The following is a 26168-nucleotide window of genomic DNA, read 5'->3' as shown; positions in this document are numbered from 1 at the left end:
GTGCACCAAATGGCGATCCGGACAGTCGCGTGCATCGGCGCCGGTTACGTCGGCGGGCCGACGATGGCGGTGATGGCGGACCGGTGTCCCGACATCCACTTTGTGGTGGCGGACCGAGACGAGGGACGGGTGCGGGCATGGAACTCGGGCGTGCCGCCGATCCACGAGCCGGGGCTTGAGCCGCTGTTGCGTTCCCGGCTAGGGCGAAATCTGGAATTCACCACGGACGTGGGCGCAGCGGTGCGACGGGGAGAACTGATCTTCGTCAGCGTGAACACGCCGACGAAGACGTTTGGTGAGGGGGCCGGAATGGCGGCGGACCTGCAGTTTTGGGAGGCGAGCGCGCGCGCGATCCGGTCGCACGCGGACGGACCCCGAATCGTCGTTGAGAAGAGCACGGTGCCGGTGCGTACCGCGGAGGCGATGGAACGGATTCTGAACGACGGGATCGGCCCGCGACGTTTTGAGGTGCTGTCGAATCCGGAGTTTCTGGCGGAAGGCACGGCGGTTCGCGACCTGTTGGAGCCGGATCGGGTGCTGATTGGCGGTCGGGACACGCCGGAGGGTCGGGCGGCGGTGGCCGAGCTGGTGGAGATTTATGCGCGGTGGGTACCGCGCGATCGGATCCTCACCATGAGCGTATGGTCGGCGGAGCTCGCGAAGCTGGCCGCGAACGCGTTTCTCGCGCAGCGGATCAGTTCGATCAACTCGATCGCGGAGCTGTGCGAAGCGACCGGCGCGGACATTCGCGAGGTGGCGCGCGCGATCGGGTTGGACCGCCGCATTGGGCCGCGGTTTCTGGAGGCGGGCATCGGCTTTGGCGGATCCTGCTTTCGAAAGGATTTGCTGAATCTTGCATATCTTTGCCGCGCGGCCGGTCTGGACGCGGTGGCGGACTATTGGATCGGCGTGGTCCGGATGAACGAGCGGCAACAGGGCCGGTTTGTTGCGGGCATGGTGCGGCGAATGTTCAACACGCTGGCGGAAAAACGGATCGCGCTGTTCGGGTTTGCGTTCAAGGCGGACACCGGCGATACGCGCGACAGTCCCGCAATCGCTGTTGCGCGGGCACTGCTGGCGGAGCGCGCCCATCTTGCGGTGACCGACCCGCAGGCGTTGGAGAATGCACGGCGGGACCTCGCGGACGTCGCGGATCGGGTGGAGTTCTATGAGGACCCGTATGCGGCGGCTCGCGGCGCGCACGCGATCGCGGTGCTCACTGCCTGGCGGGAATACCGCGAGCTGGACTGGGCCCGGCTGTACGCGCAGATGGAACGGCCGGCGTTCGTATTTGATGGGCGGAACCTGCTCGACGCGGACGCGCTGCATCGCATTGGGTTCAACGTTGTGCCGGTTGGTTCGCCGCCGCGAATCCACGGCGGGGACCCGGCGGTGTGGACGTCGGGGGTGGGGGTCGCGTGAGAGGCGCGAGCGCACGAGGGATCGCGATCGCGGCGAGCCTGCTGATCGCGCTGTTGATTGCGGGCGGGATCGTTGCGCCGCGGTTGGCGCGAGCTGGAATGGAGGGTGCGCTGCGGGCAGCGACCGGCGCAGACGTCCGGGTGGGGCGAGTCAGCGGCGGACTGTGGCCGCTGCGGGTTCGCCTGGAAGAGGTGCGGGTCGAAAATCCGGATGGTTTTGGCCCCGGTGAGGCGCTGGAAATCCGGGAACTGTTGATCGTTGCGTCGTGGTCAGCTCTCTGGAGACGCGAGCCGCGTCTCGAGCTGGTGCGGCTCGATGTCCCGAGGGTGGTCGTGGTGCGGAGAGCGGACGGGCAAATGAACTGGCAGCGAATCGGTGAGATGGCCGCGTCCAGAGCGTCGGTGCCGGCCGAGCGGCGGCGTCCACCGGTGGAACCCGTCGAGCCATCCGCAGAGCCCGCCGGGTCGGGGCGGCGCGATTCGGAGGGGTCTTCGGGTGCTCCCCCCGCCCCCGTTTCGAAGGCGGCGCCCGCGATGCGGATCGGGCAGCTCAACCTGAAAGTGGGCACCGTTGAGTTGCGAGAGTTTTCTTCGAAGGAACGCGCGCCTCGGATCCGGCGGTTGGACGTCCGGGTGGACCATACTCTGACGAACGTGTGTGACCTGGGGGCGGCCGGGAGTGAACTGGCCGGTGTGATCGCGGTTCGTGCCGCACCGATTTTGATCGCAGAGGCGCTCACCGAGACGGCGACGGAAGCGGCGGGCCGGGCGATGGAGAAGCTTGAACGTGGCGCGATGCGATTGTTGCAGCAGCTTGGCGGGGAGGTGGCGACCAATCTTCCGGGTGTTGGAGGGAACGGCCTGCGCCGCGCGCTGCCGGGTGTCTTCTAGCGTGGTGTCGAGGTTTCTCCCATTCCCAAACAGGAAGAGGCCGAAGGTCGCGCGCGGTTCGGAACAGTGGCTGGCCGGCAATCGGAGATAAAACGCTTGCGCCCTGTGCGGATCGAGTGATGGTGCAGCGCGGCGAAAAACGGGAAAGGGCCCCGTTGGTCAGGGGGTGGGCGGCGCCCACCAAGCGTCCAGAAGGGCCCGCAGTTCCCGGACCCGATCCGGTTCTTGAGCTGCGAGGTTTTGAGTTTCCCGTGGATCGGTTCGAATGCGGTACAGCTCGATTGGCTCCCGCGGCGGATTGCTGTTTTCGCCCGTCGGCATCGTCGCGGCGGGCTGGGCCACCAGCAGCTTCCATTCACCGGCGATCACCCCGCGGCTCAGAAGACTGCGCTCGGGGCGCGCGATGTCGATGATGTCAACCGTGTAGTTTTCGAGGAAGATGGCGCGTCGACGGGCGAGCGCTTCGGCGTCGAGCAGATTGATGCCCGGCAGGCCGGCGGGCGTCGGGATACCACAGGCGTGTGCGATGGTGGGCAGCACATCAACAATGGAGACGAGTGAGTCGTCGTCCCGACGCGGACGGACGCGTGCCGGCCAGCGGACCATCACCGGAGTACGGACGCCGAGGTCGTAGGGCGAGCGCTTCGCGACGCGGCTGTTGTCGCCGAGCTCTGCGTCCCAACCGTTGTCGGCGAGATAGATCACCAGCGTGGACTCGAAGACGCCGTTGGTCTTCAGGATCTCGTCCAGCGCGCCGCACGTTTCGTCCAGCCATTCGACCATCGCATAGTATTTTTGCGCGGCCGGTGGAAGACCGCGTCCGGTGTAGCGTTGCAGCAGTCGCGGGGGGGGATTGTGTGGCGTGTGGGGGAGGAACGGCGCATACCACACGAAGAAGGGGCGCTGTTCTGAGATCGCGGACTGCACGAAACGGGCGATCGGCTCGAGTCCCTCACGGCCGATGGAGAGCCCTTCGCCGCCGTGCCGTCCGCCGGGGCGGGTCATGCCATCGGTAAAGCCGATTTCCGCGTAACCGACATTCCACAGTTTGCCGGTCTGCATGGTGCGGTAGCCGGCAGCGGAGAGAGCCCGGGGCAGAAGAAAGGTGTTTGCGAGCAGTCGGTCGATGAGGGGACGACGGTCGCCGCGCATGCCACCGGCCTCGGGGCGATCCGGAGGCGCACGGAGGTCGTTACCGGTGATACCGTGCTGGTGGGGGTAGAGGCCGGTGAGCAGGCTGGTGAGCGATGGCGCACACAGCGCGGTGGTCACGTAACCGCGCGTGAAGGTCAGCCCGCCGGCGGCGAGACGATCGAGGTTCGGGGTGGAGACGTGCGGATGACCCATGAAGCCGTAATCGGGCCAGCCGTGATCATCCGAGATGATCAGTACCACGTTCGGGCGCGGCTCGGCGGCGATCGAGCACACCGCGCCCAGAGCCCAACCGAGCCATTGCACACACGAAAATCGGGAGCGCATTCGGCACACCTCCATTTCGAGCCGGGGGCATGATAGGTGGGGGGGCGATCGCAAGCAAGCGCGACGACAGCTTGCAACCCGACGGGGGGATCGTAGGGTGGATACATGAACGCAGCCAAGGCGGTTGGGTTGGGGCTGTGGGTCGCCGTGGCGCAGGCGGCGGAGGAGCGTCCGATGAGCGCAGCATCGTCCACGGGGGCGACGGCACGTGCGGAAGTGGCGACATTCGCTGGCGGTTGTTTCTGGTGCATCGAAGAAATTTTCCGTCAGACGCCGGGAGTGTTGCGGGTCGTGTCGGGGTACACTGGCGGGACGACGACGAATCCGACCTATCGGGAGGTCTGCAGTGGCCGCACGGGTCATGCGGAGGCGGTCCAGATCACGTACGATCCGGCGAAAGTGCGATACGAAGATTTGCTGGAGGTTTTCTGGCGTGCACACGATCCCACGCAATTGAATCGCCAGGGCAACGATGTTGGTACGCAGTACCGTTCGGCGATTTTTGTGCATGACGAGCGGCAGCGGGCCGCCGCCGAGGCGTCGAAGGCGGCGCTGCAGGCGTCGGGGCGGTTCGATCGGCCGGTGGTGACGACGATCGAGCCGGCGGGGCCGTTCTATCCGGCAGAGGAGTATCATCAGCAGTACTACCGGCGAAACCGGGATGCGCCCTACTGCCGGTTTGTGATTCGCCCGAAGCTGAACAAGCTGGGTTTGCAAGAATGAGCGAGGGCGGTTGAACGGAGGCCAGGAGGAGGGGCGCGCGGTGATGACTTTTGAACTGATCCGGGATCTGGCGATCGCGATCTTCATTGGAGCGCTGCTTGGTGTCGAGCGGGAGAAGCGGATCGCGGAGAAGGGATACGGGATTGGTGGGATCCGGACGTTCATACTGGTGGCCGAGTCGGGCGGCGTGGCGATGTGGCTGGCTCGTGCGCTGGAGTGGCCCTGGCTGTTTGCGGCGGGGCTCCTGGCGGTGGCGGGGCTGGTGCTGACCGCGATGAGTGCGCAGGCGCGCACTCACGGCGATCACGCGGGTTTGACGACGTCGGCGGCCGCGCTGAGCGCGTATCTGCTCGGCGGGCTAGCAGTGGCGGGTGAAGCGTCGCTGGCGGTCGCGCTGGCGATTCTGAACTCCGCAGTGATGGCGTATCGGACGCCCTTGCACGAGCTGGTGGGCCGGTTGGACCGGGCCGACCTGTACGCGGGGCTGAAACTGCTGATCGCGACGTTCATCGTGCTGCCCTTGCTGCCGAACCGCGCGGTGGATCCGTGGGGGGTGCTGAATCCCTATCGGGCCTGGTGGCTGGTGGTGTTGATTTCGGGGCTGTCGATGGTGGGCTATGTGGCGGCTCGGTGGTTCGGGCCGCAGCGGGGGGTGATGGCGACGGGAGTGTTTGGGGGGTTGGTATCGTCCACTGCTGTCACGCTGTCTCTGGCCCGGCAGAGTCGGGCGGATGGGGAGGCGCTGGCGCCGGCTGCGGCCGCTGGCATTGCGTGGTCTTGGGCGGTGATGTTCGTGCGCATCGGGGTGATTCTGGCGGTGACGGCCCCGGCGTTGTTTCGTTCGCTGTGGGCGGGTTTGGTAGGGGCGGTCGTGGTGTGTGCGCTGGGAGGTGCGGTGCTAGGACGGCGGGCCGCCGCTCGACCCTCTCAGGAAGTGCCGCTGCGCAGCCCGTTCAGTCTCGGTTCGGCGATCAAGTTTGCGGCGATGTTTGTTGGGATTGCGGCGGTGGTGCGGCTTGCGCGGGCGGTGCTGCCGGGTGCGGGGCTGTTGCTGGCGGCCGCGCTGGCCGGATTGACGGATGTGGATGCGATCACGCTCTCCTTGGCGGAAAGCGCACGGCGGGCTGCGGATCCGTGGCTGGCGCCGGCGGTGCTCACTGCGGCTGGCGCGAATACGCTGGTGAAATGCGGCATGGTCGCGGCCGGTGGCGCGCCGGCGGTGCGGCGGGCGATCGGATGGCTGGGGGTGGGGCTGCTGTCGCTGCTGGCCCTCGCGGCGCTGACGACTGCGCCGACGGGAGGCTGAGGCGGACCGCGATGTAACGGTGGGACGAGCGGCGGTGTGGGTCGTCACGGGTCGGAGGCAGGACGGTGTCGGGGTTCATCGGACAAGGGGTGCAAGTGGCGCCATGACACAGAGGAAACTGAAGGCATCGCTCGCGGCCGGGATGATGGCCGCGACGGTGGCGGCGGAAGCCATCGGTGTGGATGCGGGAGTTGGCGCGGCCCACCGAGAGGGAGCGATGCGGTATGAGATTGGCCGGCGGGTTTGGTTCGAGGGGGGCGGCGAGCTGTTGCCGTTTCCGATAAGCCGGCTCGAATTTCCGATTCGCGCGCTTGTGGCAGAGGGCTGGCTGCGCGTGCATGCGGGAGACCATTGGGAGGGGTGGGTGCGGGCCGGCCACACGCTCACAGACGACGCCGGGACGGTGAAGGACTCGGATTGGGAGTATCCTAGCGGGCAACAGATGCTCGCAGTCTATTCGGAGAGCGACGCGCGGTACGAGGGGTGGACGATCGAAGGTGGCGTGCGCTGGTGGCCGTTGCGCCGGGTTCGGCCGGGTGAGCAGGAGTGGGCGCTAGGGGTGGGGGCGGGCTGGGCCCGGCACTCGCATTCATGGGAGGCCCGAGACGGGGTGCAGGTGTACCCGGCGACGCCGGACGTGCCGCCCGACACCTGGTCGGGCGTCGCAATCGAATATGACGTGGAGGCCGACCTGCCGTACGCGGAGCTTGCGCTGAGGCTTCGTCAGCTGAAGGTGGGCCTGGAGATTCGGGGCTATGTTTCGCCGCTCGCCCGCCTACGGGATCGGGACGATCACGTATTGCGGGCAGTGGTCGCGGAGATGGATGCGGAGGGGATAGCGTTGGGCGCGGAGGCCTTGCTTCGCTATGAAGTTTCGAAGCGTTGGTATCTTACGGCCTCGCTGCGATGGTGGGCGTTGAGCGCGGATGGCTATTCGAAGAACCGAGTGTATGCGACTACGGAGGAAATGACGGCCGGCGAGCAATGGACGATCGAGGAGGAGCTGCGGGGCGAGGAGATGTCGCTTGGCTTCGGCGCCGGCTTTACGTGGTGAGCGGCGCGCCGCTCAGCGGGCGAGCCACGACGCGAGCGCCAACGAGACCGCATTGACCGCGGAGTGCATCGCGATCGGGACGGTGAGCGAACCCGTGTAGAGGTAAGCCAGACCGAAGGCAAGGCTCAACACGAAGAGTGGCGCGGCCGCGGCCAGGTTGCAGTGAATGGCCGCGAAGATCAGCGAGGTCGCGCCGAGCGCGGCGACCGGACCGAGCCGTCGGGCGAGCACGGGCAGGCCGATGCCGCGAAAAAGAATTTCCTCCGCCACTGGAGCAATGACGACCGCTAGAAACACCAGATAGGCCCGCAGAGTTCCGCTGCCGTCGTCGATTGTCGCCTCGAGCACCGGCTGCAGAGCAGGCTCCACACCGAGCCAGCGCATCACCGTTTTCGCACCCCAGGTGGTCGCCGAGACGATCGGCAGAGCGGCCAAATAGAGGACGCCTGCCAATAGCACATCGCGCGGCAGCGAACGCCGACACATTCCGAACGCGTCACTGGAGCGGACGCCCAACCGTCGCATGCGCGCCGCCGCAAACGCGAGGATCGGCCAGTGGAACGTGACGCTCTGCATCGACAGGTTCAGTGCGCGCCATTCCTCGGTTGTCCAGCGGTTGCTCCAACGGTGTTCGGCCCAGCAGGTCGCGATTCCGGCCAGCGAGGCGAGCGCCAGCACGATGGAGACCAGACGCAGCAGGTCGCAGTCGGTCCAGGGACGGGCCAGAAGCTCCTTCGCCCGGGGCCGGCGGACCGCGAGCGTCGCGACAACGAGAACGCTCGCCACGAGAGAGGCGACGAAAACCACGTGCAGCGCAAGCGCGCTGAGCGGCCGTTCCAGCAGCCGTCCAAGCGCCCCGATCTCTTCTGCTCCGTCTCGCAACGCGGCCGCGTGGGCGATCATGGGGGGGACTCGATGGTCTCGCGGATGGTGTAGATCGGGCGGTCCTGCGACTCGTGGTAGGTGCGGTTCAACACCTCCGCCAGCAGCCCGATGGCGATGAACTCGACGCCCGTCAGCACCAGTCCACCTGCGGTGAACAGCCAGAATGGCCGCTTGATCAGCTCCGCTCCGAACGTGGTGCCGAACAGACGGTAGGAGAGATGGGCCGCCACCATTCCCGCAAAGAGCAGCAGGCCGGGCACGCCCAGCAGCAGCGCGATCTTGCCGAACATCTGCATCGGCCGGTGGCTGTAGCGGAGTAGGTACTTCACCGTGATCAGGTCCAGCACGACGCGGAGCGTACGGGAAAGGCCGTACTTGGAGCGGCCAAAACGCCGCGGGTGATGACGGACCGGCACTTCGACCACCCGCGCGCCGACCCAGCTGACCAGCGCCGGAATGAAGCGATGCATTTCGCCGTAGAGCCGGACGCCGCGGAGCACCTCCGCGCGATAGGCCTTCAGCGTGCACCCGTAATCGTGCAGCGCGACGCCGGTGATGCGGCTGATCAGGCCATTCGCGATCATGGACGGTAGACGGCGCGTCCAGAAGGGGTCTTTGCGTTCTCGACGCCAGCCGCTGACCACGTCCACGTCGGGGGTCATCGCGGCCAGGAGAGTGGGAATGTCGGCCGGCTCGTTCTGGAGGTCGGCATCCAGCGTGACGATCACCGCGCCGCGGGCGGCATCGATGCCGGCGCTCATCGCGGCGGTCTGGCCGAAGTTGCGGCGCAGCCGAATGCCGCGAAGGTGGGGAAGCTCCGCGATCATGCGGCGAAGCACCTCCCAGGAGCCATCGGTGCTGCCGTCGTCGACGAGGATCACCTCGTAGGGGCGACCGTGTCGCTGCAGCACCTCATGCAGGGCGCGACAGAGCGGCTCCACACTTTCCCGTTCGTTGAACACCGGCACGACGATCGAGACATCGGGTGCCGGTGCAGGGGGTCCCGGCCAGTCCATGCCGACATCCTAGGGACCGGCCGAGCGGCCCACAAGTCCCGGCCCACGACGCTCGAGGCACCATGTGTGTTCGGTGGTACGGACTTGCGGGACGCGAAAAAGTGGGTAGCGTCACAGTCAGGAGGTGTCGCGATGAAACGGATCGTCGCCGCCGTGCTCGCGGTGATGGCGGCCGCTATGGCACGCGGGCAGAGGGCGGGTGAGGAAGCGCCGCCGTTTGAAGCGGAGTCGACGGGCGGGCCGGTGAAGCTCGAGCAGCTGCGGGGAAAGTGGGTGATTCTGATGTTTTACCCGAAGTCGTTCACGCCGGGCTGCACGAAGGAGATGTGTTCGGCGCGGGACGCGTATGCGAAGCTGGTGGCCAGAAACGCGGTCGTGTATGGCGTGAGCCTCGACGATCTTGAGACGCAGAAGAAATTCAAGGCCGCTCATCAACTTCCGTACGAACTGATCTCGGACTCGAAGAAAACGCTTGCCCAGTTGTATGGGGTGTTGGCGCCGATGGGGCTCTTTGCGATGCGGCGCACGTTCATCATTTCGCCGGAGGGCAAGATCGCCGAGGTGATCACGTCCGTCTCCGTCGCGACCCACGGGGACGATCTGGTCGCCGCGCTCGACCGGCTGGGGGCGAAACCATCTGCGCCCTGAGGGCGAAAAAGCGATGCGCGCGTATCCGGTGGTCACGTCGCGGCGGTCGGAATTGGTGCCGGTGACGGATTTGGTACAGGCGGCGGTGCGCGAGCTCGGCGTAAGGGACGGCGTGGTGACCGTCTTCGTGCCGCACACGACGGCGGGGATCACGATCAACGAGAACGCGGATCCGGACGTTGTGAGGGACCTGCTCACCGCGCTCGAGCGGCTGGTGCCGTGGCGCAGCGACTGGGCTCACGAGGAGGGCAACGCGGCCGCACACGTGAAGGCATCGCTGATGGGCTCGTCCGTCCGGGTCCTGGTCGAAGGCGGGCGTCTTCGGCTGGGCACATGGCAGGGAATCTTTTTGTGCGAGTTTGATGGTCCGCGCACCCGCCAGATCTGGGTATCCGCCGGTTAGGTGGCCAGTCGGCTCCAGCGCTGGCGCAAGCGTTCTTGGAGCCCGGGTACAAGGGGGAGGGGGGCGCATTCGGGCGGAGGTTCGCAGGCCGGGGGGTAGGGGGTTTCATCCATGGTGGCGCGAACCGCGGCGGTGAGAAAGCGTGACGGAGGTGCCGTCACGGTGCGCGCATCGCGGGAGGGGCTGCGAACGCGGAACTGGAGGGGCCAACTGATGTACAACACGTCCCGCGCGCGGGTGACGGCCACGTAAAAGAGCCGTCGTTCCTCTTCCAGTTCGCAGGCGGAGCCCGCAGCGAGGTCGGAAGGAAGGCAGCCATCCGCGGCGTGAATCAGAAAGACGACGTCCCACTCGCCCCCTTTCGCGGAGTGAATTGTCGAGAGGACGAGCCAGTCGTCGTTTTTGACCGGCGATCCGGCCTCATCGCCCGCAGCGGCGGGCGGGTCCAGCGCGAGATCGGCGAGGAAATCGGCCAGCCGGTGGTAACCGGCGGCGATGCGCTCGAGGTTTTCGAGATCGCGCATGCGGGCGTCCGCGCGGTCGTGAATCCGTTCACAGATGGGCCGGTAGAACTCGCGAGCGGCGGCGACTGCGGCCGCCGGCGTGGGAGGGCTGCGCCACAGTGCTTCGAGCAGATCGGCGAGCGCGTTGAGTTCGGCGCGGGACGCGGGAGGGACCTGTGCGGCGCGCAGGGCGTCCGGCAGGTGGCCGGCGGCTGCCCAGGAGGCCCAGATCGCTGCGGCGGTGGCCGGGCCGACACCCGCCAGCAGCTGGAAAGTCCGAAATGCCGCAATTTCCGCCCCGGGATTTTGAGCGATCCGCAGGATGGCCAGCACGTCTTTCACGTGCGCGATTTCAAGGAAGCGTAGCCCGCCGTACTTTCGAAATGGAATTTGGCGCCGTGCGAGCTCGATCTCGAGATCGGCGGAGTGGTCTGCCGCGCGCATCAACACCGCGATCCGATGAAGGGGGATGCCCTCTTCTGCGTGGCGCAGAACCGCTTCGGCGACGAACCGCGCCTCAAACCCCTCGCTTCGGCATGGCACCAGTCGCGGGCGGGTGCCGCCGCGGCGCACGGCGCGCAGTTCACGCGGGTAACCCGCTGCGGCGGGGCGTTCTCGGAGGAGGCGGTTGGCGGTGTCGAGAATCGGCTGGACGGAGCGGTAGTTGAGGTCCAGATGGAGAACCGCGGCGTCTGGAAACCGTTGCGGAAAACGGAGCATCTGGTCTGGGACAGCTCCGCGGAACCGATAAATGCTTTGCGCGTCGTCGCCGACGACGGTGAGATTGCGGTGGCGGCGTCGCATCGCCTCCAGCAAGGCAAACTGGATCGCGTTGGTGTCCTGGAACTCGTCGACGAGGATGTGCTCGAAACGCTCGTCGAGTCGGGGGCCGATCTCCTCGCTGCGAGCCAGCTCCAGCCAGTACAGGAGGAGGTCGTCGAAATCCAGTAGATGTCGACGCTGTTTTTCAGCCACATACGCGGCGAAGAGGCGTCGGAGGTCGTCGGCCCGGTCGGCGCACCAGGGATGGTCGGCGGCGAGCACGTCCGTAAGGGGGGAATCGGCGTTCACACATCGGGAGTAGATCGCCCAGCAAAGCGTTTTACGGGGAAATCGCCCGGCACCTCCGCCAAGACCGAGACGCTGCCGGAGCACGTCGAGCAGGTCAGCAGAATCGGAAGGGTCGAGCACCATGAAGTCGGGCGAGAGACCGGCGGCGGGCGCATAGATGCGCAGCAGCCGGTGTGCAATGGAGTGGAAAGTGCCGCCCCACACCGTTTCGGCGGGGTCGGCACCGCCGACGGCCGCGCTGGCGCGGGCGAGCATCTCGGCGGCGGCGCGGCGGGTGAAGGTGAGCAACAGGATACGTTCGGGGGGCACACCGCTGGCGATCAGATGGGCGACACGTGCGGCGAGCGTGCGGGTTTTTCCGGTTCCCGCACCGGCGACGATCAGCAGCGGCCCGCCGGGATGGGTGGCGGCAAGGCGTTGCGCGTCGTTCAGGCCTTCGAGCCAAGGGGCGCTCATCGCGGGAGCGGCAGCATCATTCCAGCTCCGGTGGGATGTCGAGCCGGCGCATGATCGCCCCCTTGTTCGGCATGCGGTCGAGCGCCGCCTCGAAGACGGCGTCGGACTCGAGCCAGCGGCGGAAGTCGGCCGGGCGACGGGAGACCAGCTGTACGTAAACCGGATGCGCCTCGGCCGTGCGACCGGAGAGCGCGAGCGCGCTGGCGAGGAGAAAGTCGACGACCGGTTCGCGGGGCAGAAGCTCCTTCGCACGACGGATTGCGTCCAGTGACTCCTCAAAGCGGCCGTTGCGCAGAAAGACGTGCGCGGCGCTCACCCACGCCTGAGAGGTGTCGGGTTGTTCTGCGAGAATCTGGCGCCACGCAGCGAGCGCACCGGCGCGGTCGCCCGTTTGCTCGAGCAGCTCGGCCAGCAGGGCGGCGACGCCGTAGGCGCGCACTCCCATGGCGTCCACCTCGCGCGCGGCTTGCAAGGCGGCCGTGAGCTTGCCCTGTTCGCGGGCGCGGAGCAGACGGGCGAGCGTTGCGTGCAGGCGGGGCAGCTCGGCGGCGGCGCGCGGTCCGAGAATTAGCTCGCAGAGCCGGACATATCCCGTAGCGCCGAGCACGCGAGAAAGGGCGTCCCGGTCGTCGTGCAGCCACTGCACCAGCTGCACGATGTCTTCGATGGGCCGCTGTTGCCAGAAAGGATCCGCGGCGATGGTGCGATCGGCGATCAGATCTAGGCACAGCCGGTGGAACCGGAACGGCATCAGATGGCCGACCACCGGCGTATAGCGCTGCATCACGGCCTCCGCTTCGGCGATGCGGGACAGCCGGACCAACAGGCCGACGTAGGTCGCGGCGGCACGCACATTGTCGGGTTCAACGTCAAGCCAGCGTCGGTAAAAGCCGGCCGCATCCTCCAGTTTACCCATTTGGATGGACACCGACCCGGCCAGCTCGAGGAGACGGGGGTTGTCGGGGGTGTAAGTTAGGCCGTCGCGCAGTTCGAGCATCGCTTTCCCCACTTCCCCCTGTCGAAGGTACTCCGAGGCGCGCTGGTAGTGTTGGCGCGCCTGCTCGATTTCGGGCGGGGTCGGCGGGGGCGATTGGAGCAACCGGTAGACATATCGGGAAAGGTCTTCGCCGACATTGATTTTCAATGGTGGAGGCACAAAGTTCGTCGCCGCCGCCGGTTGGAGCGGATCGGCATGCCAAACGTCCACCTGAATCGGTTCAACCTTCGCCGACAGCGCGGCGACGATCGTGGCCGCCAACTGAGGAGTCCACAGACTCATGGGAGCTGAGCCAAGGAAGCAAGATATTCGCAATCGATCTCTTCCAGCGAACGCACGACGCAGACCGCCCCGCTCAAGGCGGACGGCGGATGGGTGGTGGCGACCGCCACGACGGGGAGGTCCGCATCACAGGCAGCACGGATCCCCGCCGGTGTGTCTTCGATCGCGACGCCGGGCAGGGCGGACACGCCAGCCAGCTCCGCCGCCCGGCGCTGCGCGAGGCGATATCCTTCGGGGTCGGGCTTGCCGGCGCGCACATCGGCGGCGGTGACGACCACGTCGAAACTATTCAGCAGTCCGGTGCCATCGAGAATCGCATGGAGGTCCGAGGGCATCGCGCCAGTGCAGAGCCCGACGATCGCGCTCGGCCGAAGGCTGTCCAGCAGAGGCCGCACCCCGGGGTAGAGGGGCGGCGGCGCCTCGCGAACGAGACGCTCAAACACGGTGGCTTTTTCTGCAACCCACCGGCGCACTTCGGACTCTTGCACTGGGCGGCCCGCCCGTGCGAAGGCGTGACGGAACACATCCCGGTCGTCGCACCCGATGTAGTCGGTCTGATACTGCGCCCAGCTGAAACCCGCGCCGACGGGTTCCAGAACGCGTTGAAACGCGCGGTAGTGGACGGGTTCGCTGTCGGCGATCACGCCGTCAAAGTCGAAGAAGACCGCGAACTCCGCCATAGCCTCAAACTATCACTGCCGGCGCAGAGCCACAAGGGACCTTTGCAAAAGCAACCCGTTGCTGCGGGCTTCAGGAAGATGGCGTAGTGGTAGCTGACGGCGGCGAGGGGGGGGGCGACAGGAGGCGGGCGAGGTTCGCGTCCATGCCGGTGAAACCGAGAAACGCGAGCGCGAGGATGCCTGCGATCGCCAGCGTTATGCCCGGGCCGCGGAGCGGTGCGGGTACGTCGCAGTGTTCGAGCTCTTCGCGTAGGCCCGCCATGATCACGATGGCGATCATGAAGCCGAGGCCCGCGAAGAATGCATAGATCAGGGCCCTGTCCAGCCCCCAGGGCTCCGGCACCGAACCCGGCAGCGGGCCGACGTGTTTCATGATTTCGAGGCAGGTAAACAGAATCACGCAGTTGGTCGTGATCAGGGGCAAGAAGACGCCGAATGCCTGATACAGCCCGGGGAAAAACTTGCGGACGTACATCTCGACGAGTTGGACCGCCCACGCGATGACGAAGATGTAGACGAGATAGTTGAGGATGCTGAGGTCCACCATCGCGGTGGACCCCGGCCGGGCGAGCCGCCAGATCCAAGTGGTGAGCGGCGCGCCGGGCGCGAGGACGAAGTAAGTGATGGTCCAGCTCAGCATCGCGGCGATGCTGACCACAAAGGTGACGGCGGCGCCCATGCCGAAGGCCATGTCCACCTTGCGGGACACGCCGATGAACGGGCAGCATCCGACGAAGAAATGGAACACCATGTTGTTGATCAGCGCGGTCGCGATCGCGAGCATCAACACGGACGAGAGATAACTCATCGGGGAACCTCCGGCCGCTTCGTGCGTGACGCGGCCCAGTTCACCGCGCCGAGCAGCAGAGCGAGCGTGAGAAACGCGCCGGGCGGGAGGATCATCACCGTCCACGGCGCCCAGATGCGGTCCGACAGACCCGGCGGGATCACTCGAAGGCCGAACCAGGTGCCGAAGCCGAGCGTTTCGCGGACTGTGGCGATTGCGCCCAGCGCCAGCGCGAAGCCAAGGGACTGGCCCACCGCATCGAGAAATGCGGCCGCCACCGACTGTTTGGATCCGCAGACTTCGCATCGGGCGATGATGATGCAGTTCACGATGATGAGGGGGACGTAAGGGCCGAGCTGTTTGCTCATGTCGTACATGAAGGCGGCAAGGAACCGATCCGCGATTGTGACGAACGTCGCAATGGTGAGGGTGAAGACGAGGATGCGCAGGTGGGGTTTCAGCAGTGGCCTCAGGAGGCTTACCAGTACGTTCGCGCAGGTGAGCACGAACAGCACCGCGCCGGCCATCGTCATCGCGCCCTTCATCGTGTTGGTCACCGCGAGCGTCGGGCAGATGCCGAGCACCTGACGAAGCACGGGGTTTTCGGGGAGGATGCCCCGGAGGAAGCGTTCGGCGGGGGTGGGAAGTTCGGCGCTCATCGGACGATCCTAACGAAGGGCACCCGATGCCAGGTGCTCGCGAAGACGACGCACGGCGGCGTTGACGATGGCGGTGACGCTTTCGGAGGAAATTGTCGCGCCCGTGATGGCCTCAATTTCATGTGGAGCGGCCGCTTTGCCTTTGCGGACCTGCAGCGGCAGGTCGGTGGGCTTGCCCACGAACTGCCGGCGCCACGGCTCCGAGGTGACATTGTCACCGAGGCCGGGGGTTTCTTTTTGCTCCAGCACATAGAGCCCGGTGATGCGCGAGGCGGTCGCATCCAGACCGACGAGCAGCTCGATCCGGTCCGCGAAGCCCTGGCCGCTGGCTGGCAGCACCCACCCCACCGGCATGCCGGCGGCGTCCACCGCCCGGTAAAGGGGAGTGTCGCCGAGGAGCTGTCGCTCGCCGCGCGTGGCGCCGGGCACCAGCAGGGGGACCTGGCTCATTGTGTCGCCGAGTTTGTTTGCGTCGATGCGGGGCTTCAGCGCGGCCTGCACCGCGGCGAGCGATGCGCCGAAGACCATTGCCAGCACCAGCACCAGCCAGGCATCTGCGAGCGGATGCGTTTTCATGGTGGTTTCAAGTTCGCGTACCAGGGGTTGGCCCCCCGACGGGCACCGGAATCGTTGCACGGTTGATGAGCGGCACCAGCGCGTTCATGATCAGAATCGCGAACATCACGCCCTCGGGGTAGCCGCTCAGACGGCGGATCAGCACCACCAGCAGGCCGAACCCGATACCGAAGATCCATTTGCCGCGGGGCGTGAGGGGGGTCGTCACCGGGTCCGTCGCGATGAAAAATGCGCCATACAGAAAAGCGCCCGCACACAGTTCGTGTAGCGGTGTCCACGCGGCCAGGCCGCGCCACAGCACCGGCAGACCGGTCGCGGCCAGCAGCGCGATGATCGCGCCCGCCGGGATCTCCCACGAGGCGGTGCGGCGGGCACAGAGGTACGCGCCGCCGAGCAGGGCCGCCAGCGCGCTAGTCTCGCCGATGGAGCCGTTCGTGAGGCCGAGGAAGAGGGGCAGAACCGGGGTCACAGTGCCGCTCATTTTTAGCGCGGTTAGCGGCGTCGCGCCGGAGACCGCATCCAGTTGCACCGCGGGACTCACATAGGCGGAGGCGCCCAGCGCGGCGGGAAACGCGATCATTGCGAAGGCGCGACCGACCATCGCAGGGTTGAACAGATTTTGTCCGAGGCCCCCGAAAATTGCCTTGCCGATGCCGATCGCGACGACGGCGCCCACTGCGCCCGCGTACCACGGCGCGGTCGCCGGCAGCGAAAGCGCGAGGATCAGGCCGGTGACCACTGCTGAAGCGTCCCACAAGGTGGCGGGGCGGCTGCGCATCCGTGCGAACAGCCATTCCGCGATCACCGAGGCGCTGACCGTCACCGCGATCTGAAAGAGGGCGTGGTGCCGGAACTGGGCGAGCGCGACCGCGACCAGCGGCAACAGGCCGAGCAGCACATCCACCATCATGCGTTGGGTGGTCAGGGAGCGGTCGGCGAGGTGAGGACCAGGTGCGACGGTCAGCCCAGCCGTGGGGGCCGGCGAGACGCTGCCAGTGGTGTTCATCGGGACCAGTTCCGCGCCGAAGCTTGGGCGGCGACACCGGGTCGGGCAATGGCGCCCGGGCGGGCCGACTTCACGGCGCGGTCTCCTTCTGCATCTGCACCTTGCCGGTGCGGATCAGTTGCACCAGCGGGATGGCCGCCGGACAGACGTACGCGCAGCAACCGCACTCCATGCAGGCTGTGATATGGAACCGGCGCGCCATCGGCCAGTCCTTGTGGCGCGCCGCCAGTGCGAGGCGAGTCGGGACGAGATTGAGCGGGCACACGTCCACGCAGCGTCCGCAGCGCAGGCACGGCGTTTCCGGAGCCCGCCGGGTCTCGGCGGTCAGGACCACGATGCCGCTGGTGCCCTTCGTGATTGGCGTTTGGAAACTGCCGAGCGAAAATCCCATCATCGGACCACCCGCGATCACTCGCGCGGCCGCCGGCTTCAATCCGCCGCAGGCCGCGATCAGGTCCGCATACAGTGCGCCAATGGGCACGAGAAGGTTTTTGGGCTCCACGATGCCCGGCCCCGTGACCGTGACGACGCGGTGGGTCAGGGGTTTGCCCCTCAACACCGCGCGCGCGATCGCCGCGGCGGTGGAGACGTTGATGACGACCACTCCTACGTCGAGCGGCAGCCCGCCGGTGGGGATCGTTCGGCCCAATGCGGCGCGGACGGTCTGTTTCTCGCCGCCCATCGGGTATTTCGTCTCGAGGGTGAGGATTTCGATGTTGAGCCCGGAGGCTGCGGTAGACAGTGCCCGCGCCGCTTCCGGCTTGTTGTCCTCCAATGCAACGACGATCCGGCTGGCACCGGCCGCCCGGGCGGCCAGTTGGGCACCGAGGAGAATTGGGCGCGGGGCTTCGATCATCAGACGCTCGTCCGCGGTGAGGTACGGCTCGCATTCGCAGCCGTTGACGAGGACCGTGTCGACCGGCTTTTTGGGGTTGCGGGCCAGCTTCACGTGGGTGGGGAAGGCGGCGCCACCCTGGCCGACGATGCCGGCGGCGCGAACGGCGCGGACGATGTCTTCGGGCGTATGGCGATCCAGCGCGTCGGCAGGCCAGTCGCCGCCGAACATATCGTTCCAGATGTCGGCGGCAGCGGGCGGGTTTGGTGCCGTCTGCACGGGGACGACGCGCACGTGGCGGCCGTTCGGCAGCGTCGCGACCGTTTCCCGCTGTACGGTGCCGGCAACGGGCGTGTGCACGGGGGCGGAGACGGGGGCGTCGGAATCGCCGATCCGATCGCCGGCGGCAACCTGTTGGCGGGGCTGAACGACCGCGGTGCAGGGCGTACCGGTGTGCTGGTGCAGCGCGATCTGGACGATCGCGGGGGGCGCCATCACCTCGATGGGCCGCTGGCGGCTCCAATGTTTTTCCTCGGGCGGGTGAACACCGCGCGGGAATCGGCGGGGAGCGTTATGGGCAAGGAGCGGGCTCATCGCTCTGCAAGCCCCGCGCGGATGTGCCGGCCGAGCCGGCGGATCAGCGGGCGCACGGCGGTTGCACCTAGGAGGAGTCCGAGCACCGCGGCGACGAGCTGGCGGCCCGGTTGCGGCCCGGCGCTGCGCGCCGCGACGGCCGCCGCAACCATCGGGAGCAGAAACGCCAGCGCGCTCATGCCGACAAAGGCCCATCCGCCACCCGTCGTTGCGGAGGTGGCGGGAGAACTCTCAGTGCAGCAGGAGCAGCCGGCGCCACACCCGGATACGGCCCTGCCAGCATCCGTTGGGGAAACACGCATGGCGTTCGATAGTGCCAGAATTTCGGTGGCGCTTCAATCCGGAACCTGTCCCCCATGACCGTGTCAGGAGGCGAGGGGTGGAGTCGGCGGGAAGCCGCTCGGGCCGCAGAGAGGGATGGGACTGCTCACCGCGATGCTCGCGAATGTAATCGAGACCGACCGATGGCCCGGTCAGGGCCAGCGCGCCGAGGCCGCCCTCACTGAGAGGGGCCGGCGACCAGATCGAAACGGTCGAGCCAGACCGCGCGGACGGCGTTGGTGTCGCCGGAGGGGGCAAGCCACAAATAGGCGCCGCCTGACCAGCTCACGGGCGCCAGCTCGATCTCGCCGTACGTCTCGGTGCCGAGCTCGTTGGCGCGCCAGACGCGATTGGCGAGCACGCGGCGGGCGGAGGGGTCGTACACACCAAACGACAATGCGGCATTGGTGGGAGTACCGCCGCCTTCGATGCGGACGCGGGCGCGGGCGCGATACGTTTGGCCGGTGACTGCGGCGCGCGGCCTCCACTGGAACAACCATTCTCGGGTTTCGCCCACCGCGCGCACGGCGATGTGGTCATCGGCCGCGGGATCGTGCAGCCGCTGTGCGTACCGATCGAGGAACGCAACTTGAATGAGGTGGTCCTCCCCGCGGAGCACGCCGGGGGGCGGCGCGACGACACGACGAGAGGCTTCGAACTCGATGCGCTCGAGCTCGGACCGAATGTCGCGGGTTTGCTCATGCAGGTGAGTGACACGCTGTCGGCGCGCGGCCTGAGCGAGCCGGCGCGCCGCTTCGGCGCGCCGGTCGGCGCTGGCCATCGAAAGGACCAGCGCATACCAGACCGGCATGCGGAGTCGTTCGATACGCAGCGTCAGTGCCGGGTCGTTCGTGGCGGCACGTTCGGCGCGTTCGAGGGTGGTGTCCCACTCGAGCAGTGCGTCGGGATGCAGATCGGCCCGGTCCGGGCCGTCGAAGATGCGGACATGTTCGCCCGAATCCCGCGCGATGCGGCGTCTGGATTCGAGATAGGCGGCTACTTCGGTCGCGGCGGCGCCGTAGACGCCGTTCACAAACTCGCGCAGCAACGACTCCATGTCCTGGTTCGGGTCCCACAGCAGCTGTGCGAGCAGCCACGAACGGAGTTCAGCGAGCTCTCCCCCGCCGCCGGGGGAATAGTTGCCCTGCTCGAACACGCCTCGCACGCCGTGCGTCGCAAACGTACGGACGTTCGGCGCGAGCACGTCGAGGTTTGGAAACGGCAGCAGGTAATGCGCGAAGTCGGTGGTGTAGTCCCAGATGTACAACCGGGGCGCGACGCGCTGCCATCCGCGGAGGTCTTCCATGAACGAGACGTTGGACGGTTCGCTGCAGCCGTCGAGCGGATGCGAGAAGCAGCACTCGATGCTGCAGAGCCGCACGATCACGTTTGGGCGAGGTCGAATCGTGCGGGGTGGCCGGCGCGAGTACTGATAGGCGAGTGTCTCGAGCCACACCGTGGGATGGTCCTGCGCGATTGCGTCGGCGATGTGGTTGACGAACTGGAGCAACGAGGCGGCGGGGCTGCCCTCGGCGGTGTCCAACGCGGCGCACTCGGGGCACTGGCAGGGGTTGAGCCAGTCATTTTGCGAGACCGAGAAGATCGTCGCGTCCGGTCGCTCGCGGATCCAGCGGCGGACGGTTTCGACCGCGATGCGGCGGACGTCGGGATTGGCGAGACACAGTTGGGTGTGATCGCGAAGGCGCCGTCCATTCACCATCGAGAACCATTCGGGGTGCGCGTCGAAATGTTCAGCGGGGTTCAGGATCTGCGCAAAGGTATGGACAAACCGGCCCCACACGACGCGGCCACCGTGCTCATCACGAAGCGGCGCGCCAGAGGAATTGAGGCGATTGCGCATCGCCCAGTCGGGATCGAGCGCCTCGGTCCAATAGACTTCGCGGTACTCAAAGGCCGGCCGCCCGTGGCGGTTGAGACCGGAGGGCAGCATGGGAGCGGGGTTGGGGGGGATCCGGGCGACCTCGCGGGTATACCATCGGCAACCGAGCTCATGGAGGAGGCCGATCGCGCCGTAGAGGATCCCGCGGGGGCGGCCGCCATCAATCCTCAGCGCATTGCCGGCAGGTGCCCAGCTGAGGCGGTACTCCTCCGGTCCCAGTGCCGGGTCGTGCCGCAACTCGACTGTGCCCAAGCTGTCGTCGTCATGTTCGAGAATTCGAGCTGCTCGACCGGTGAGACTGGACAGTGCGGCGACGAGTTCCGCGGCGGCGCGGCGTTCCGCGGGGATGGGAGCCGAGGGCAGTCGAATGGCGACCGGCAGATCCCCGGGCGGAAGGAGTGGGCGGAGCTCTTCCGCGCCGGCGTGCAACATCAACACCCCGGCGCAGGTGCTCAACATTACTGCAGCGGACCGCTGGTGTGCGCGCGCGGGGCTCATCGCACGAGCGGCGCGAGCGTGCCGGGCAGCACAACCGGCGGCCCGGCCGCAGGGGGAGCGAGCAGCTGTTCGACATCGGATCGCAGCCGGAGCTGCTCGAACCGGGGGTCCTGTCGCACCTGCGCGCGGACCGCCTCCCCGCCGATCTGCACCGCGTTGCGCAGCGCGATGACGGCGTTGTCCGAACGGCCCAGCAGCAGCTGCACCGCGGCCAGTTCGATCCATCCGTTCGGATCGGACGGCTGGGCGGCGACGTAGCGTTGCAGCGCCAGATCCAGCAATATCGGACGCTGTGCCTCGTAGGCCATGCGGCCGAGTTCGAGGTAGACCTGGAACGGCAGACCGGTCTGCGACAGCAGGTTTGCGCAAAGCTGCTCGAACTGCTGCATCCGCCCGTGGCGGCGGTACAGGCCGACGAGCTCCACCGCCTCGCGGATCTCCAGTTTCCCGCTCTGCGCGCGCTGTTCGATTTCGGCGATCCGCTTTACGCCGCTCTCGACCTGGTCAATGAAGCCGAGAAACTCGCGGATCTTGTCATTCTGCGGGTCTCCTTTCAGGAACTCTTGGATAATCGTGCGAGCTTCGGCGAACCGTCCTCGGGCGAGATAGACGTCGGCCATGCGGAAGTTCGCTTCCGGGCTGAGGGGGTAGAGCGCGATGGCCTGGCGGAAGGCGTATTCGGCCTCATCGTAGAGGCCGCGCGCCGCATACAGACCGGCGATTGCGCCACGGAGCTTGGAGAACGTTTTGCGGGCGACCGCGTCGCGGAGGAATCGACGATCACTCAGCAGGCGTTTGCAGTACCAGTCCCAGAACGCACGGTCTTTTGCGACGAGCGAGGGCTCCAGGCGGGACGGCTGCCGGCAGATCTTCATGATCAGACCGTGGGGTTCGAGAAACTCGTACATCCACGGGATCACGTAGCTTTCCTCAACATAAAACTCGTGATGGGGATTGTTGTCGTAAATCTGGCGGGCGAGGATGCCATTGATCTGCATCACGCCCTGAACGCCCTGCACGCTGATGCGGCCGTCTTTCACCGCGATGTCGGCGCCGGCGGGGACCTGGCCGGAGCGCACTTGGTCGAAGTACTGCTGGAAGGCCATGTTGCTGTCGAGGATGGAGGGAATCCAGATGGTATCGCCGTACAGGTCGCGCATCACGTTCAGGTAGGTATTGTCCGCGAGCGCGTTTTGCGTGATCAGGTATACGTCCGGCCGGACCTTCGCGGAGTAGATCATGTAGGTGGGCACAAAGCGGCCCGGATCTGTGCCCCCGAAGAAGATCGCGTTGGTCGCCATGGGCGGGGGCCAGTTGGGGTCAGGGTACTCGGCCCAGACGCGCTGAAACTCTTCCGGCGGCAGTGTCTTCTGCAAGTATTCGCGGATGGCGTCTGCGCCGCGGAGCTGCCAGTCGCCGAACTGCCAGCCGTAATCGTGCCCGTTCTGCTCCGCGCCGCCGACAATGCGGACGAGCTCTTCGTCGAAGTAGTTCTGCCAGAGCATCAGACCCGGCGGTGCGACCAGCGCGGCGGCAATCGCGGCCCAGCGCAGAAGCGGGATCGCACCAACGAACAGCTCGATCATCGCCAGTGCGAGCACCAGCCCGTAGCCGAGCCAAAGCGCGTACAGCGTGTGCGACTGGATGAACTGCACGCGGCCGATAAAGAGGGTCTGGATGTCGAGCGACGGGTTCCAGAGCATGATGAACACGACGCTGACCATCACGAAACCGACCGCGGTGGTCAGCAGCCAGCCGCGAGCCTCCGGCGGCCACTCGTGTCCGAACCGGACGTTCGGCACCCAACCCTGCTGCGCGGCGAGCAGGACGGCCCCGAGGACCGGGATCAGCATCAGGGCGAGGATGATCAGCCGGGCGAGCGCGCCCATCCGCTCCGGGGAAAACAGCATTCGTGCCAGTTGGAGTTCCGCGAACAGCAGCGCGACGGTGATCAGGCCCAGCAGGACCGCGTAGACGCTCGCCGTGTAGGCGCTGCGAGCGCGACATTGCGCGGCGACGTGTACGACCAGTTCCGCCGCCTTGGCGAGCGCGCCGACGCCGCCGATCGCCAGCGCGGCGAGCGTGACCGCCCGGTAGATGGCGACCACCGCCGTCGGGACGGGCTGCCCGAGCAACGTCAGGACGAGTTCCAGCGTCACCAGCACGCCGGTGACGGCCGCCAGCAGGAACGCGACGCTGAACATTCGCACCCGCCGGCCGGCGACCGTGACTTCCCACAGCGTGAACGGGAGCACGCCACCAACCACCAGCGGCAGCGAGAACTGCCGGCGCAGGTCCGACAGGAACGCGGCAACCTGGTGGAAGAACTTGATGGAGAACACGTCGGTCGGGGTGATCCGTTCGTATTGGCCGCGGCTGATCGCGTGCAGAAAGCCTTCCCACGTGCGCGGGTAGCCCCAGTTCATCGGCGGATTCTGGTCGGACGCGATCGGAAGATAGAGGTAGAACGAGAGCCCCAGCTCCATCAGCAGGATCGTGATCGCCACCTCGCGTCCGTGCGGCAGCAGTAGCCAGCCGGCGACGGGAATGGCGACCGCGAGCAGCAGGTGCACCCAGAAGGCGAAGCCGGCGGGCCCCGACGGCGCAGTCCAGGCCAGCTCGGGGTGACCAAATTTGACCGCTGCGACGTTGAACGCGAGCAACGCGACCAGCGCGGCGCCGACGACCGCAAAATCGCGGAAGAGCTCGGGGTCGCGAATCAGGATGGCGATCGCAAACGCGAATACGAAGAACAGCAGCGTCTGGTGATTGGTGAGGCCCAGCCCGAACAGAAAACCGATGGCGTAGAGAATGTGGCGGTCGGCGGGGCGGGCGACCCAGCGGTACAGCAGCAGCGCGATAAACAGTTGGAAAAAGGCGTTGAGCGCGTAGACCTCGGCGATGACCGATTGGGACCACATCACGGGACTGAACGCGAGTACGAGGCCGGCGGACACTCCGCACGCGGCGCAGAACAGCCGTTCGATTGCCGGATCGAGTACGTCGCTGAACCGCAACACACCGCGCAACAGGTCCGAACTGGACCGGCTGACGAGCATCGCGAGCAGGCCGCAGGCGAACGCACCGAAGAACGCGGAGGCGAAGTTGACTCCCCACGCGGGGTTGGGGTGACCCAAAAACGTCTTGAAGTGAAACACCCACTGGAAGAACCAGGTGACCAGCGTCCAGATCGGGTAGCCAGGCGGATGCGGCACCCCAAGGTAATCGGAGGCGACGACGAGTTCACCGGAGTCCTCGAGGGTGACTGTCGGCGCGAGCGTCGCGGTGTAGCCGATGAGGGAGAGGACGAAGGCGGCCGCGAACGCGATCCAGTCCGCGCGGCGGAAAAAGGGGGCCGGGGATGCGGTGTCGGCCGGGGGGGAGGGCGAGCGAGGGGAGCCGTCGTCGGCATCCGGTAGAAGGACGGGATTCGAGGGGATGTTGTTGCTCATTTGTTCGGATTGACTAGGCTAGGTACGCAGTGACGAGGAATCAAGCCGGGCGGGTGCGAGGCCTTCATTTGCGGGATGGGTTGGGGGCCGCTCGGCGCGCAAGCGGTGAAACGGCAGCATCGGAAAGGGCGTGGGATGACGACGCGACCGGGTGGTTTGGGGCGCGGTCTGGGTGCGCTGATTCCGCGGGCGGAGAGGGAACCAGCGGCGGCGGAGAGCGGCGGTCACACGAAAATGGTGCCGTTGGGGGCGATTCGGAGCGGCCGGTGGCAGCCCCGGCGTGAGTTTTCGCCGGCGCAGATGGACGAGCTGGCGGCTTCCATCCGGGCGCACGGCGTGCTGCAGCCGCTGCTGGTGCGCCCGGCGGGGGAGGGATACGAGTTGATTGCGGGCGAGCGCCGGTATCGTGCAGCGGTCGCGGCGGGGTTGTCGGAGGTGCCCGTACGGGTGATGGAGGTTTCGGATGTCGAGGCGTTAGAGCTGGCGCTGATCGAGAACCTACAGCGAGAGGATTTGGATCCGATCGAGGAGGCGGAGGGCTACCGGGCGCTGGGAGAAAGGTTTCAACTCACTCAGGAGCAAATCGCGGTGCGCGTGGGCCGCTCGCGCGCAGCGGTGGCCAATGCGCTGCGACTGTTGACGCTGCCGGAGGGGGTGCGGGAAATGCTGCGCTCTGGGGCGTTGAGTGTGGGACACGCGAAGGTGCTGCTCGGGTTGCCGATCGCCGCCGAGCAGGAACAGCTTGCAGGCGAGTGTGTCCGGCGGGGCTGGTCGGTGCGGGAACTTGAGCGAGAGGTGGCGCGCCGGCAACGGGGACCACGGAGGCGGCGCGCGGCGTCGCCGGACGTGCCGGAGGTGCATTTGCGGGATGTGGAGGAGCGGCTGAAACAGAAGCTGGGCAGTCCGGTGAGGATTACGCCCTCGCGGACGCTGGCGGGGGGCCGAAAAGCGCCCGGCCGGATCGAGGGGGAGTTTTACTCGGCGGACGATCTCGACCGCCTGATGTTGATTCTGGGATTGTCGGAGGATTTTTGAGGGGGCCATGCGTTGGCGCGTGACAGCGGGAAGTGCGCGAGCGGCGGAGCAGCTGGCCGCTTGGATCGCTCGACGAGGTGTGACGGCGGTGCGATGCAGCGGGTACTGGCCGTCTCCGGAAGAGGTGGTGGCCGATGCCGATGCGCTGCTGCTGGGGGGAGGTGGTGACCTCGCCGAGGTGGAGGGGCGGTATCTGTCGGGGACGGGGGAGGTGCGAGGTTGTCGGCCCGCGCGGGATGCGGCGGAGTTCGCGTGGCTTCGGGCCTTTGCGGCGGCTGGCCGTCCGGTGTTCGGCGTGTGCCGGGGGCTGCAACTGATCGCGGTGGCGTTGGGCGGCCGCCTGATTCGCGATCTGCCGAGCGCGATGCCGCAGCTGCGTGAGCGGCACGAGCTGGTGCGCGGGGATGCCCGGCACGGGCTGCGGGTGACGGGAGATGGTGCATTTGCAGCGGCGTTGCGAGAGGTCACGGAAGTCAACAGTTCGCATCACCAGGCGGTGGGGGCGCTGGGGTCGTTTCGGGTTCTGGCGTTGAGCCCCGGGGGGGTGGTGGAGGCGATTGAGGCGTTGCCGGCGGCGGGGGTGAGGGCATGGGCGGTTCAGTGGCATCCGGAACGTCTGGTTGCGGGGCATCCGGCCGCCGAGCGCGTATTGGACCTGTGGGTGGCGGAGGCCGATCGGTGAACGATTGG

The 26168-nt window shown here is 67.0% G+C and carries 23 protein-coding genes; 9 read left to right on the top strand and 14 right to left on the bottom strand.

The features are described from left to right. The first annotated feature begins 9 nt into the window (after positions 1 to 9). Together N2652_01120 and N2652_01115 are read left to right on the top strand one after the other, a co-directional pair. Entirely contained in the window at positions 10 to 1422 is a 1413-nt protein-coding gene (locus tag N2652_01120) for a nucleotide sugar dehydrogenase (GenBank protein ID MCX7817810.1), read from the top strand. Further along, positions 1419 to 2312 carry an AsmA family protein gene (locus tag N2652_01115; GenBank protein ID MCX7817809.1) on the top strand — a complete coding sequence of 298 codons (894 nt, stop codon included), beginning with the start codon at positions 1419 to 1421 and terminating at the stop codon, positions 2310 to 2312. Before N2652_01120 ends, N2652_01115 begins: the two co-directional genes overlap by 4 nt. 159 nt (positions 2313 to 2471) lie before the next feature. Here N2652_01115 and N2652_01110 read toward each other — a convergent pair whose 3' ends face one another. Next, positions 2472 to 3791 (bottom strand): sulfatase, encoded by a 1320-nt coding sequence (locus N2652_01110; protein ID MCX7817808.1) that lies wholly within the window; start codon positions 3789 to 3791, stop codon positions 2472 to 2474. 105 nt (positions 3792 to 3896) lie between these two features. Between N2652_01110 and msrA the strand changes: the two genes are divergently transcribed. The 3 genes from msrA (at position 3897) to N2652_01095 (ending at position 6874) form a co-directional block, all read left to right on the top strand. Then, the gene (gene msrA, locus N2652_01105) at positions 3897 to 4514 is read left to right on the top strand and encodes a peptide-methionine (S)-S-oxide reductase MsrA (protein ID MCX7817807.1); all 618 of its coding nucleotides are present in this window, start codon (positions 3897 to 3899) and stop codon (positions 4512 to 4514) included. Positions 4515 to 4557: 43 nt separating this feature from the next. Next, positions 4558 to 5820: a DUF4010 domain-containing protein gene (locus tag N2652_01100; protein MCX7817806.1), complete on the top strand. Its 1263-nt coding sequence runs from the start codon at positions 4558 to 4560 to the stop codon at positions 5818 to 5820. A 103-nt stretch (positions 5821 to 5923) separates the two neighbouring features. Next, positions 5924 to 6874, top strand: coding sequence for an omptin family outer membrane protease (locus tag N2652_01095; GenBank protein MCX7817805.1), 951 nt, complete (start codon positions 5924 to 5926; stop codon positions 6872 to 6874). Between the two features lie 12 nt (positions 6875 to 6886). Here N2652_01095 and N2652_01090 read toward each other — a convergent pair whose 3' ends face one another. Further along, complete coding sequence (locus N2652_01090) at positions 6887 to 7777, bottom strand: CPBP family intramembrane metalloprotease (GenBank protein ID MCX7817804.1); 891 nt, start codon at positions 7775 to 7777, stop codon at positions 6887 to 6889. Then, a complete protein-coding gene (locus N2652_01085; protein MCX7817803.1) occupies positions 7774 to 8775 on the bottom strand; it encodes a glycosyltransferase family 2 protein in 1002 nt (333 codons plus the stop codon). Before N2652_01085 ends, N2652_01090 begins: the two co-directional genes overlap by 4 nt. Positions 8776 to 8907: 132 nt before the next feature. On the opposite strand from N2652_01085, the gene N2652_01080 reads away from it, so the two are divergent. Together N2652_01080 and N2652_01075 are read left to right on the top strand one after the other, a co-directional pair. Next, entirely contained in the window at positions 8908 to 9423 is a 516-nt protein-coding gene (locus N2652_01080; protein MCX7817802.1) for a peroxiredoxin, read from the top strand. A gap of 13 nt (positions 9424 to 9436) precedes the next feature. Next, complete coding sequence (locus tag N2652_01075; GenBank protein MCX7817801.1) at positions 9437 to 9826, top strand: secondary thiamine-phosphate synthase enzyme YjbQ; 390 nt, start codon at positions 9437 to 9439, stop codon at positions 9824 to 9826. Here N2652_01075 and N2652_01070 read toward each other — a convergent pair. The 11 genes from N2652_01070 to N2652_01020 form a co-directional block, all read right to left on the bottom strand. Continuing rightward, positions 9823 to 11856 carry an ATP-dependent helicase gene (locus N2652_01070; protein MCX7817800.1) on the bottom strand — a complete coding sequence of 678 codons (2034 nt, stop codon included), beginning with the start codon at positions 11854 to 11856 and terminating at the stop codon, positions 9823 to 9825. The genes N2652_01075 and N2652_01070 overlap by 4 nt on opposite strands. A gap of 16 nt (positions 11857 to 11872) precedes the next feature. Further along, on the bottom strand, positions 11873 to 13135 hold the full coding sequence (locus N2652_01065) for a tetratricopeptide repeat protein (GenBank protein MCX7817799.1): 1263 nt from the start codon (positions 13133 to 13135) through the stop codon (positions 11873 to 11875). Next, positions 13132 to 13815 carry an HAD family phosphatase gene (locus tag N2652_01060; protein ID MCX7817798.1) on the bottom strand — a complete coding sequence of 228 codons (684 nt, stop codon included), beginning with the start codon at positions 13813 to 13815 and terminating at the stop codon, positions 13132 to 13134. Before N2652_01060 ends, N2652_01065 begins: the two co-directional genes overlap by 4 nt. A 70-nt stretch (positions 13816 to 13885) precedes the next feature. Then, complete coding sequence (locus tag N2652_01055) at positions 13886 to 14623, bottom strand: RnfA-Nqr electron transport subunit (protein ID MCX7817797.1); 738 nt, start codon at positions 14621 to 14623, stop codon at positions 13886 to 13888. Further along, entirely contained in the window at positions 14620 to 15261 is a 642-nt protein-coding gene (gene rsxE / locus N2652_01050) for an electron transport complex subunit RsxE (protein MCX7817796.1), read from the bottom strand. The genes N2652_01055 and rsxE overlap by 4 nt, the downstream gene beginning before the upstream one ends. Positions 15262 to 15270: 9 nt before the next feature. Then, on the bottom strand, positions 15271 to 15837 hold the full coding sequence (locus tag N2652_01045; GenBank protein ID MCX7817795.1) for an FMN-binding protein: 567 nt from the start codon (positions 15835 to 15837) through the stop codon (positions 15271 to 15273). A gap of 7 nt (positions 15838 to 15844) precedes the next feature. Next, positions 15845 to 16843, bottom strand: coding sequence for an RnfABCDGE type electron transport complex subunit D (locus tag N2652_01040; protein MCX7817794.1), 999 nt, complete (start codon positions 16841 to 16843; stop codon positions 15845 to 15847). A gap of 70 nt (positions 16844 to 16913) precedes the next feature. Further along, positions 16914 to 18272 carry an electron transport complex subunit RsxC gene (gene rsxC / locus N2652_01035; protein ID MCX7817793.1) on the bottom strand — a complete coding sequence of 453 codons (1359 nt, stop codon included), beginning with the start codon at positions 18270 to 18272 and terminating at the stop codon, positions 16914 to 16916. Next, positions 18269 to 18451 (bottom strand): hypothetical protein, encoded by a 183-nt coding sequence (locus tag N2652_01030; protein ID MCX7817792.1) that lies wholly within the window; start codon positions 18449 to 18451, stop codon positions 18269 to 18271. Before N2652_01030 ends, rsxC begins: the two co-directional genes overlap by 4 nt. A 320-nt stretch (positions 18452 to 18771) precedes the next feature. Continuing rightward, on the bottom strand, positions 18772 to 20952 hold the full coding sequence (locus N2652_01025; GenBank protein MCX7817791.1) for a DUF4838 domain-containing protein: 2181 nt from the start codon (positions 20950 to 20952) through the stop codon (positions 18772 to 18774). A 35-nt stretch (positions 20953 to 20987) separates the two neighbouring features. Further along, entirely contained in the window at positions 20988 to 24443 is a 3456-nt protein-coding gene (locus tag N2652_01020) for a DUF2723 domain-containing protein (protein ID MCX7817790.1), read from the bottom strand. 135 nt (positions 24444 to 24578) lie between these two features. On the opposite strand from N2652_01020, the gene N2652_01015 reads away from it, so the two are divergent. Beyond that, the gene (locus N2652_01015; GenBank protein ID MCX7817789.1) at positions 24579 to 25478 is read left to right on the top strand and encodes a ParB/RepB/Spo0J family partition protein; all 900 of its coding nucleotides are present in this window, start codon (positions 24579 to 24581) and stop codon (positions 25476 to 25478) included. A gap of 7 nt (positions 25479 to 25485) precedes the next feature. Then, positions 25486 to 26160: a gamma-glutamyl-gamma-aminobutyrate hydrolase family protein gene (locus N2652_01010; protein MCX7817788.1), complete on the top strand. Its 675-nt coding sequence runs from the start codon at positions 25486 to 25488 to the stop codon at positions 26158 to 26160. The last annotated feature ends 8 nt before the right edge of the window (positions 26161 to 26168 follow it).

It is taken from the genome of Kiritimatiellia bacterium (assembly GCA_026417735.1).
Classification (GTDB): domain Bacteria; phylum Verrucomicrobiota; class Kiritimatiellia; order PWTM01; family PWTM01; genus CAACVY01.
The sequence above is the reverse complement of the archived record's forward strand: the minus strand, read 5'-3'. Positions and strand labels throughout refer to the sequence as shown.

Bases quoted from the DNA above. Each gene is read 5' to 3' on its own strand.
- N2652_01120 (MCX7817810.1), top strand. From the start codon at position 10: ATGGCGATCCGGACAGTCGCGTGCATCGGCGCCGGTTACGTCGGCGGG.
- N2652_01070 (MCX7817800.1), bottom strand. From the start codon at position 11,856: ATGAGCGCCCCTTGGCTCGAAGGCCTGAACGACGCGCAACGCCTTGCC.
- rsxC (MCX7817793.1), bottom strand. From the start codon at position 18,272: ATGAGCCCGCTCCTTGCCCATAACGCTCCCCGCCGATTCCCGCGCGGT.
- N2652_01025 (MCX7817791.1), bottom strand. From the start codon at position 20,952: ATGTTGAGCACCTGCGCCGGGGTGTTGATGTTGCACGCCGGCGCGGAA.
- N2652_01110 (MCX7817808.1), bottom strand. From the start codon at position 3,791: ATGCGCTCCCGATTTTCGTGTGTGCAATGGCTCGGTTGGGCTCTGGGC.
- N2652_01090 (MCX7817804.1), bottom strand. From the start codon at position 7,777: ATGATCGCCCACGCGGCCGCGTTGCGAGACGGAGCAGAAGAGATCGGG.
- N2652_01010 (MCX7817788.1), top strand. From the start codon at position 25,486: ATGCGTTGGCGCGTGACAGCGGGAAGTGCGCGAGCGGCGGAGCAGCTG.
- N2652_01045 (MCX7817795.1), bottom strand. From the start codon at position 15,837: ATGAAAACGCATCCGCTCGCAGATGCCTGGCTGGTGCTGGTGCTGGCA.
- msrA (MCX7817807.1), top strand. From the start codon at position 3,897: ATGAACGCAGCCAAGGCGGTTGGGTTGGGGCTGTGGGTCGCCGTGGCG.
- N2652_01060 (MCX7817798.1), bottom strand. From the start codon at position 13,815: ATGGCGGAGTTCGCGGTCTTCTTCGACTTTGACGGCGTGATCGCCGAC.
- N2652_01095 (MCX7817805.1), top strand. From the start codon at position 5,924: ATGACACAGAGGAAACTGAAGGCATCGCTCGCGGCCGGGATGATGGCC.
- N2652_01065 (MCX7817799.1), bottom strand. From the start codon at position 13,135: ATGAGTCTGTGGACTCCTCAGTTGGCGGCCACGATCGTCGCCGCGCTG.
- N2652_01055 (MCX7817797.1), bottom strand. From the start codon at position 14,623: ATGAGTTATCTCTCGTCCGTGTTGATGCTCGCGATCGCGACCGCGCTG.
- N2652_01100 (MCX7817806.1), top strand. From the start codon at position 4,558: ATGACTTTTGAACTGATCCGGGATCTGGCGATCGCGATCTTCATTGGA.
- N2652_01075 (MCX7817801.1), top strand. From the start codon at position 9,437: ATGCGCGCGTATCCGGTGGTCACGTCGCGGCGGTCGGAATTGGTGCCG.
- N2652_01085 (MCX7817803.1), bottom strand. From the start codon at position 8,775: ATGGACTGGCCGGGACCCCCTGCACCGGCACCCGATGTCTCGATCGTC.
- rsxE (MCX7817796.1), bottom strand. From the start codon at position 15,261: ATGAGCGCCGAACTTCCCACCCCCGCCGAACGCTTCCTCCGGGGCATC.
- N2652_01040 (MCX7817794.1), bottom strand. From the start codon at position 16,843: ATGAACACCACTGGCAGCGTCTCGCCGGCCCCCACGGCTGGGCTGACC.
- N2652_01080 (MCX7817802.1), top strand. From the start codon at position 8,908: ATGAAACGGATCGTCGCCGCCGTGCTCGCGGTGATGGCGGCCGCTATG.
- N2652_01030 (MCX7817792.1), bottom strand. From the start codon at position 18,451: ATGAGCGCGCTGGCGTTTCTGCTCCCGATGGTTGCGGCGGCCGTCGCG.
- N2652_01020 (MCX7817790.1), bottom strand. From the start codon at position 24,443: ATGAGCAACAACATCCCCTCGAATCCCGTCCTTCTACCGGATGCCGAC.
- N2652_01015 (MCX7817789.1), top strand. From the start codon at position 24,579: ATGACGACGCGACCGGGTGGTTTGGGGCGCGGTCTGGGTGCGCTGATT.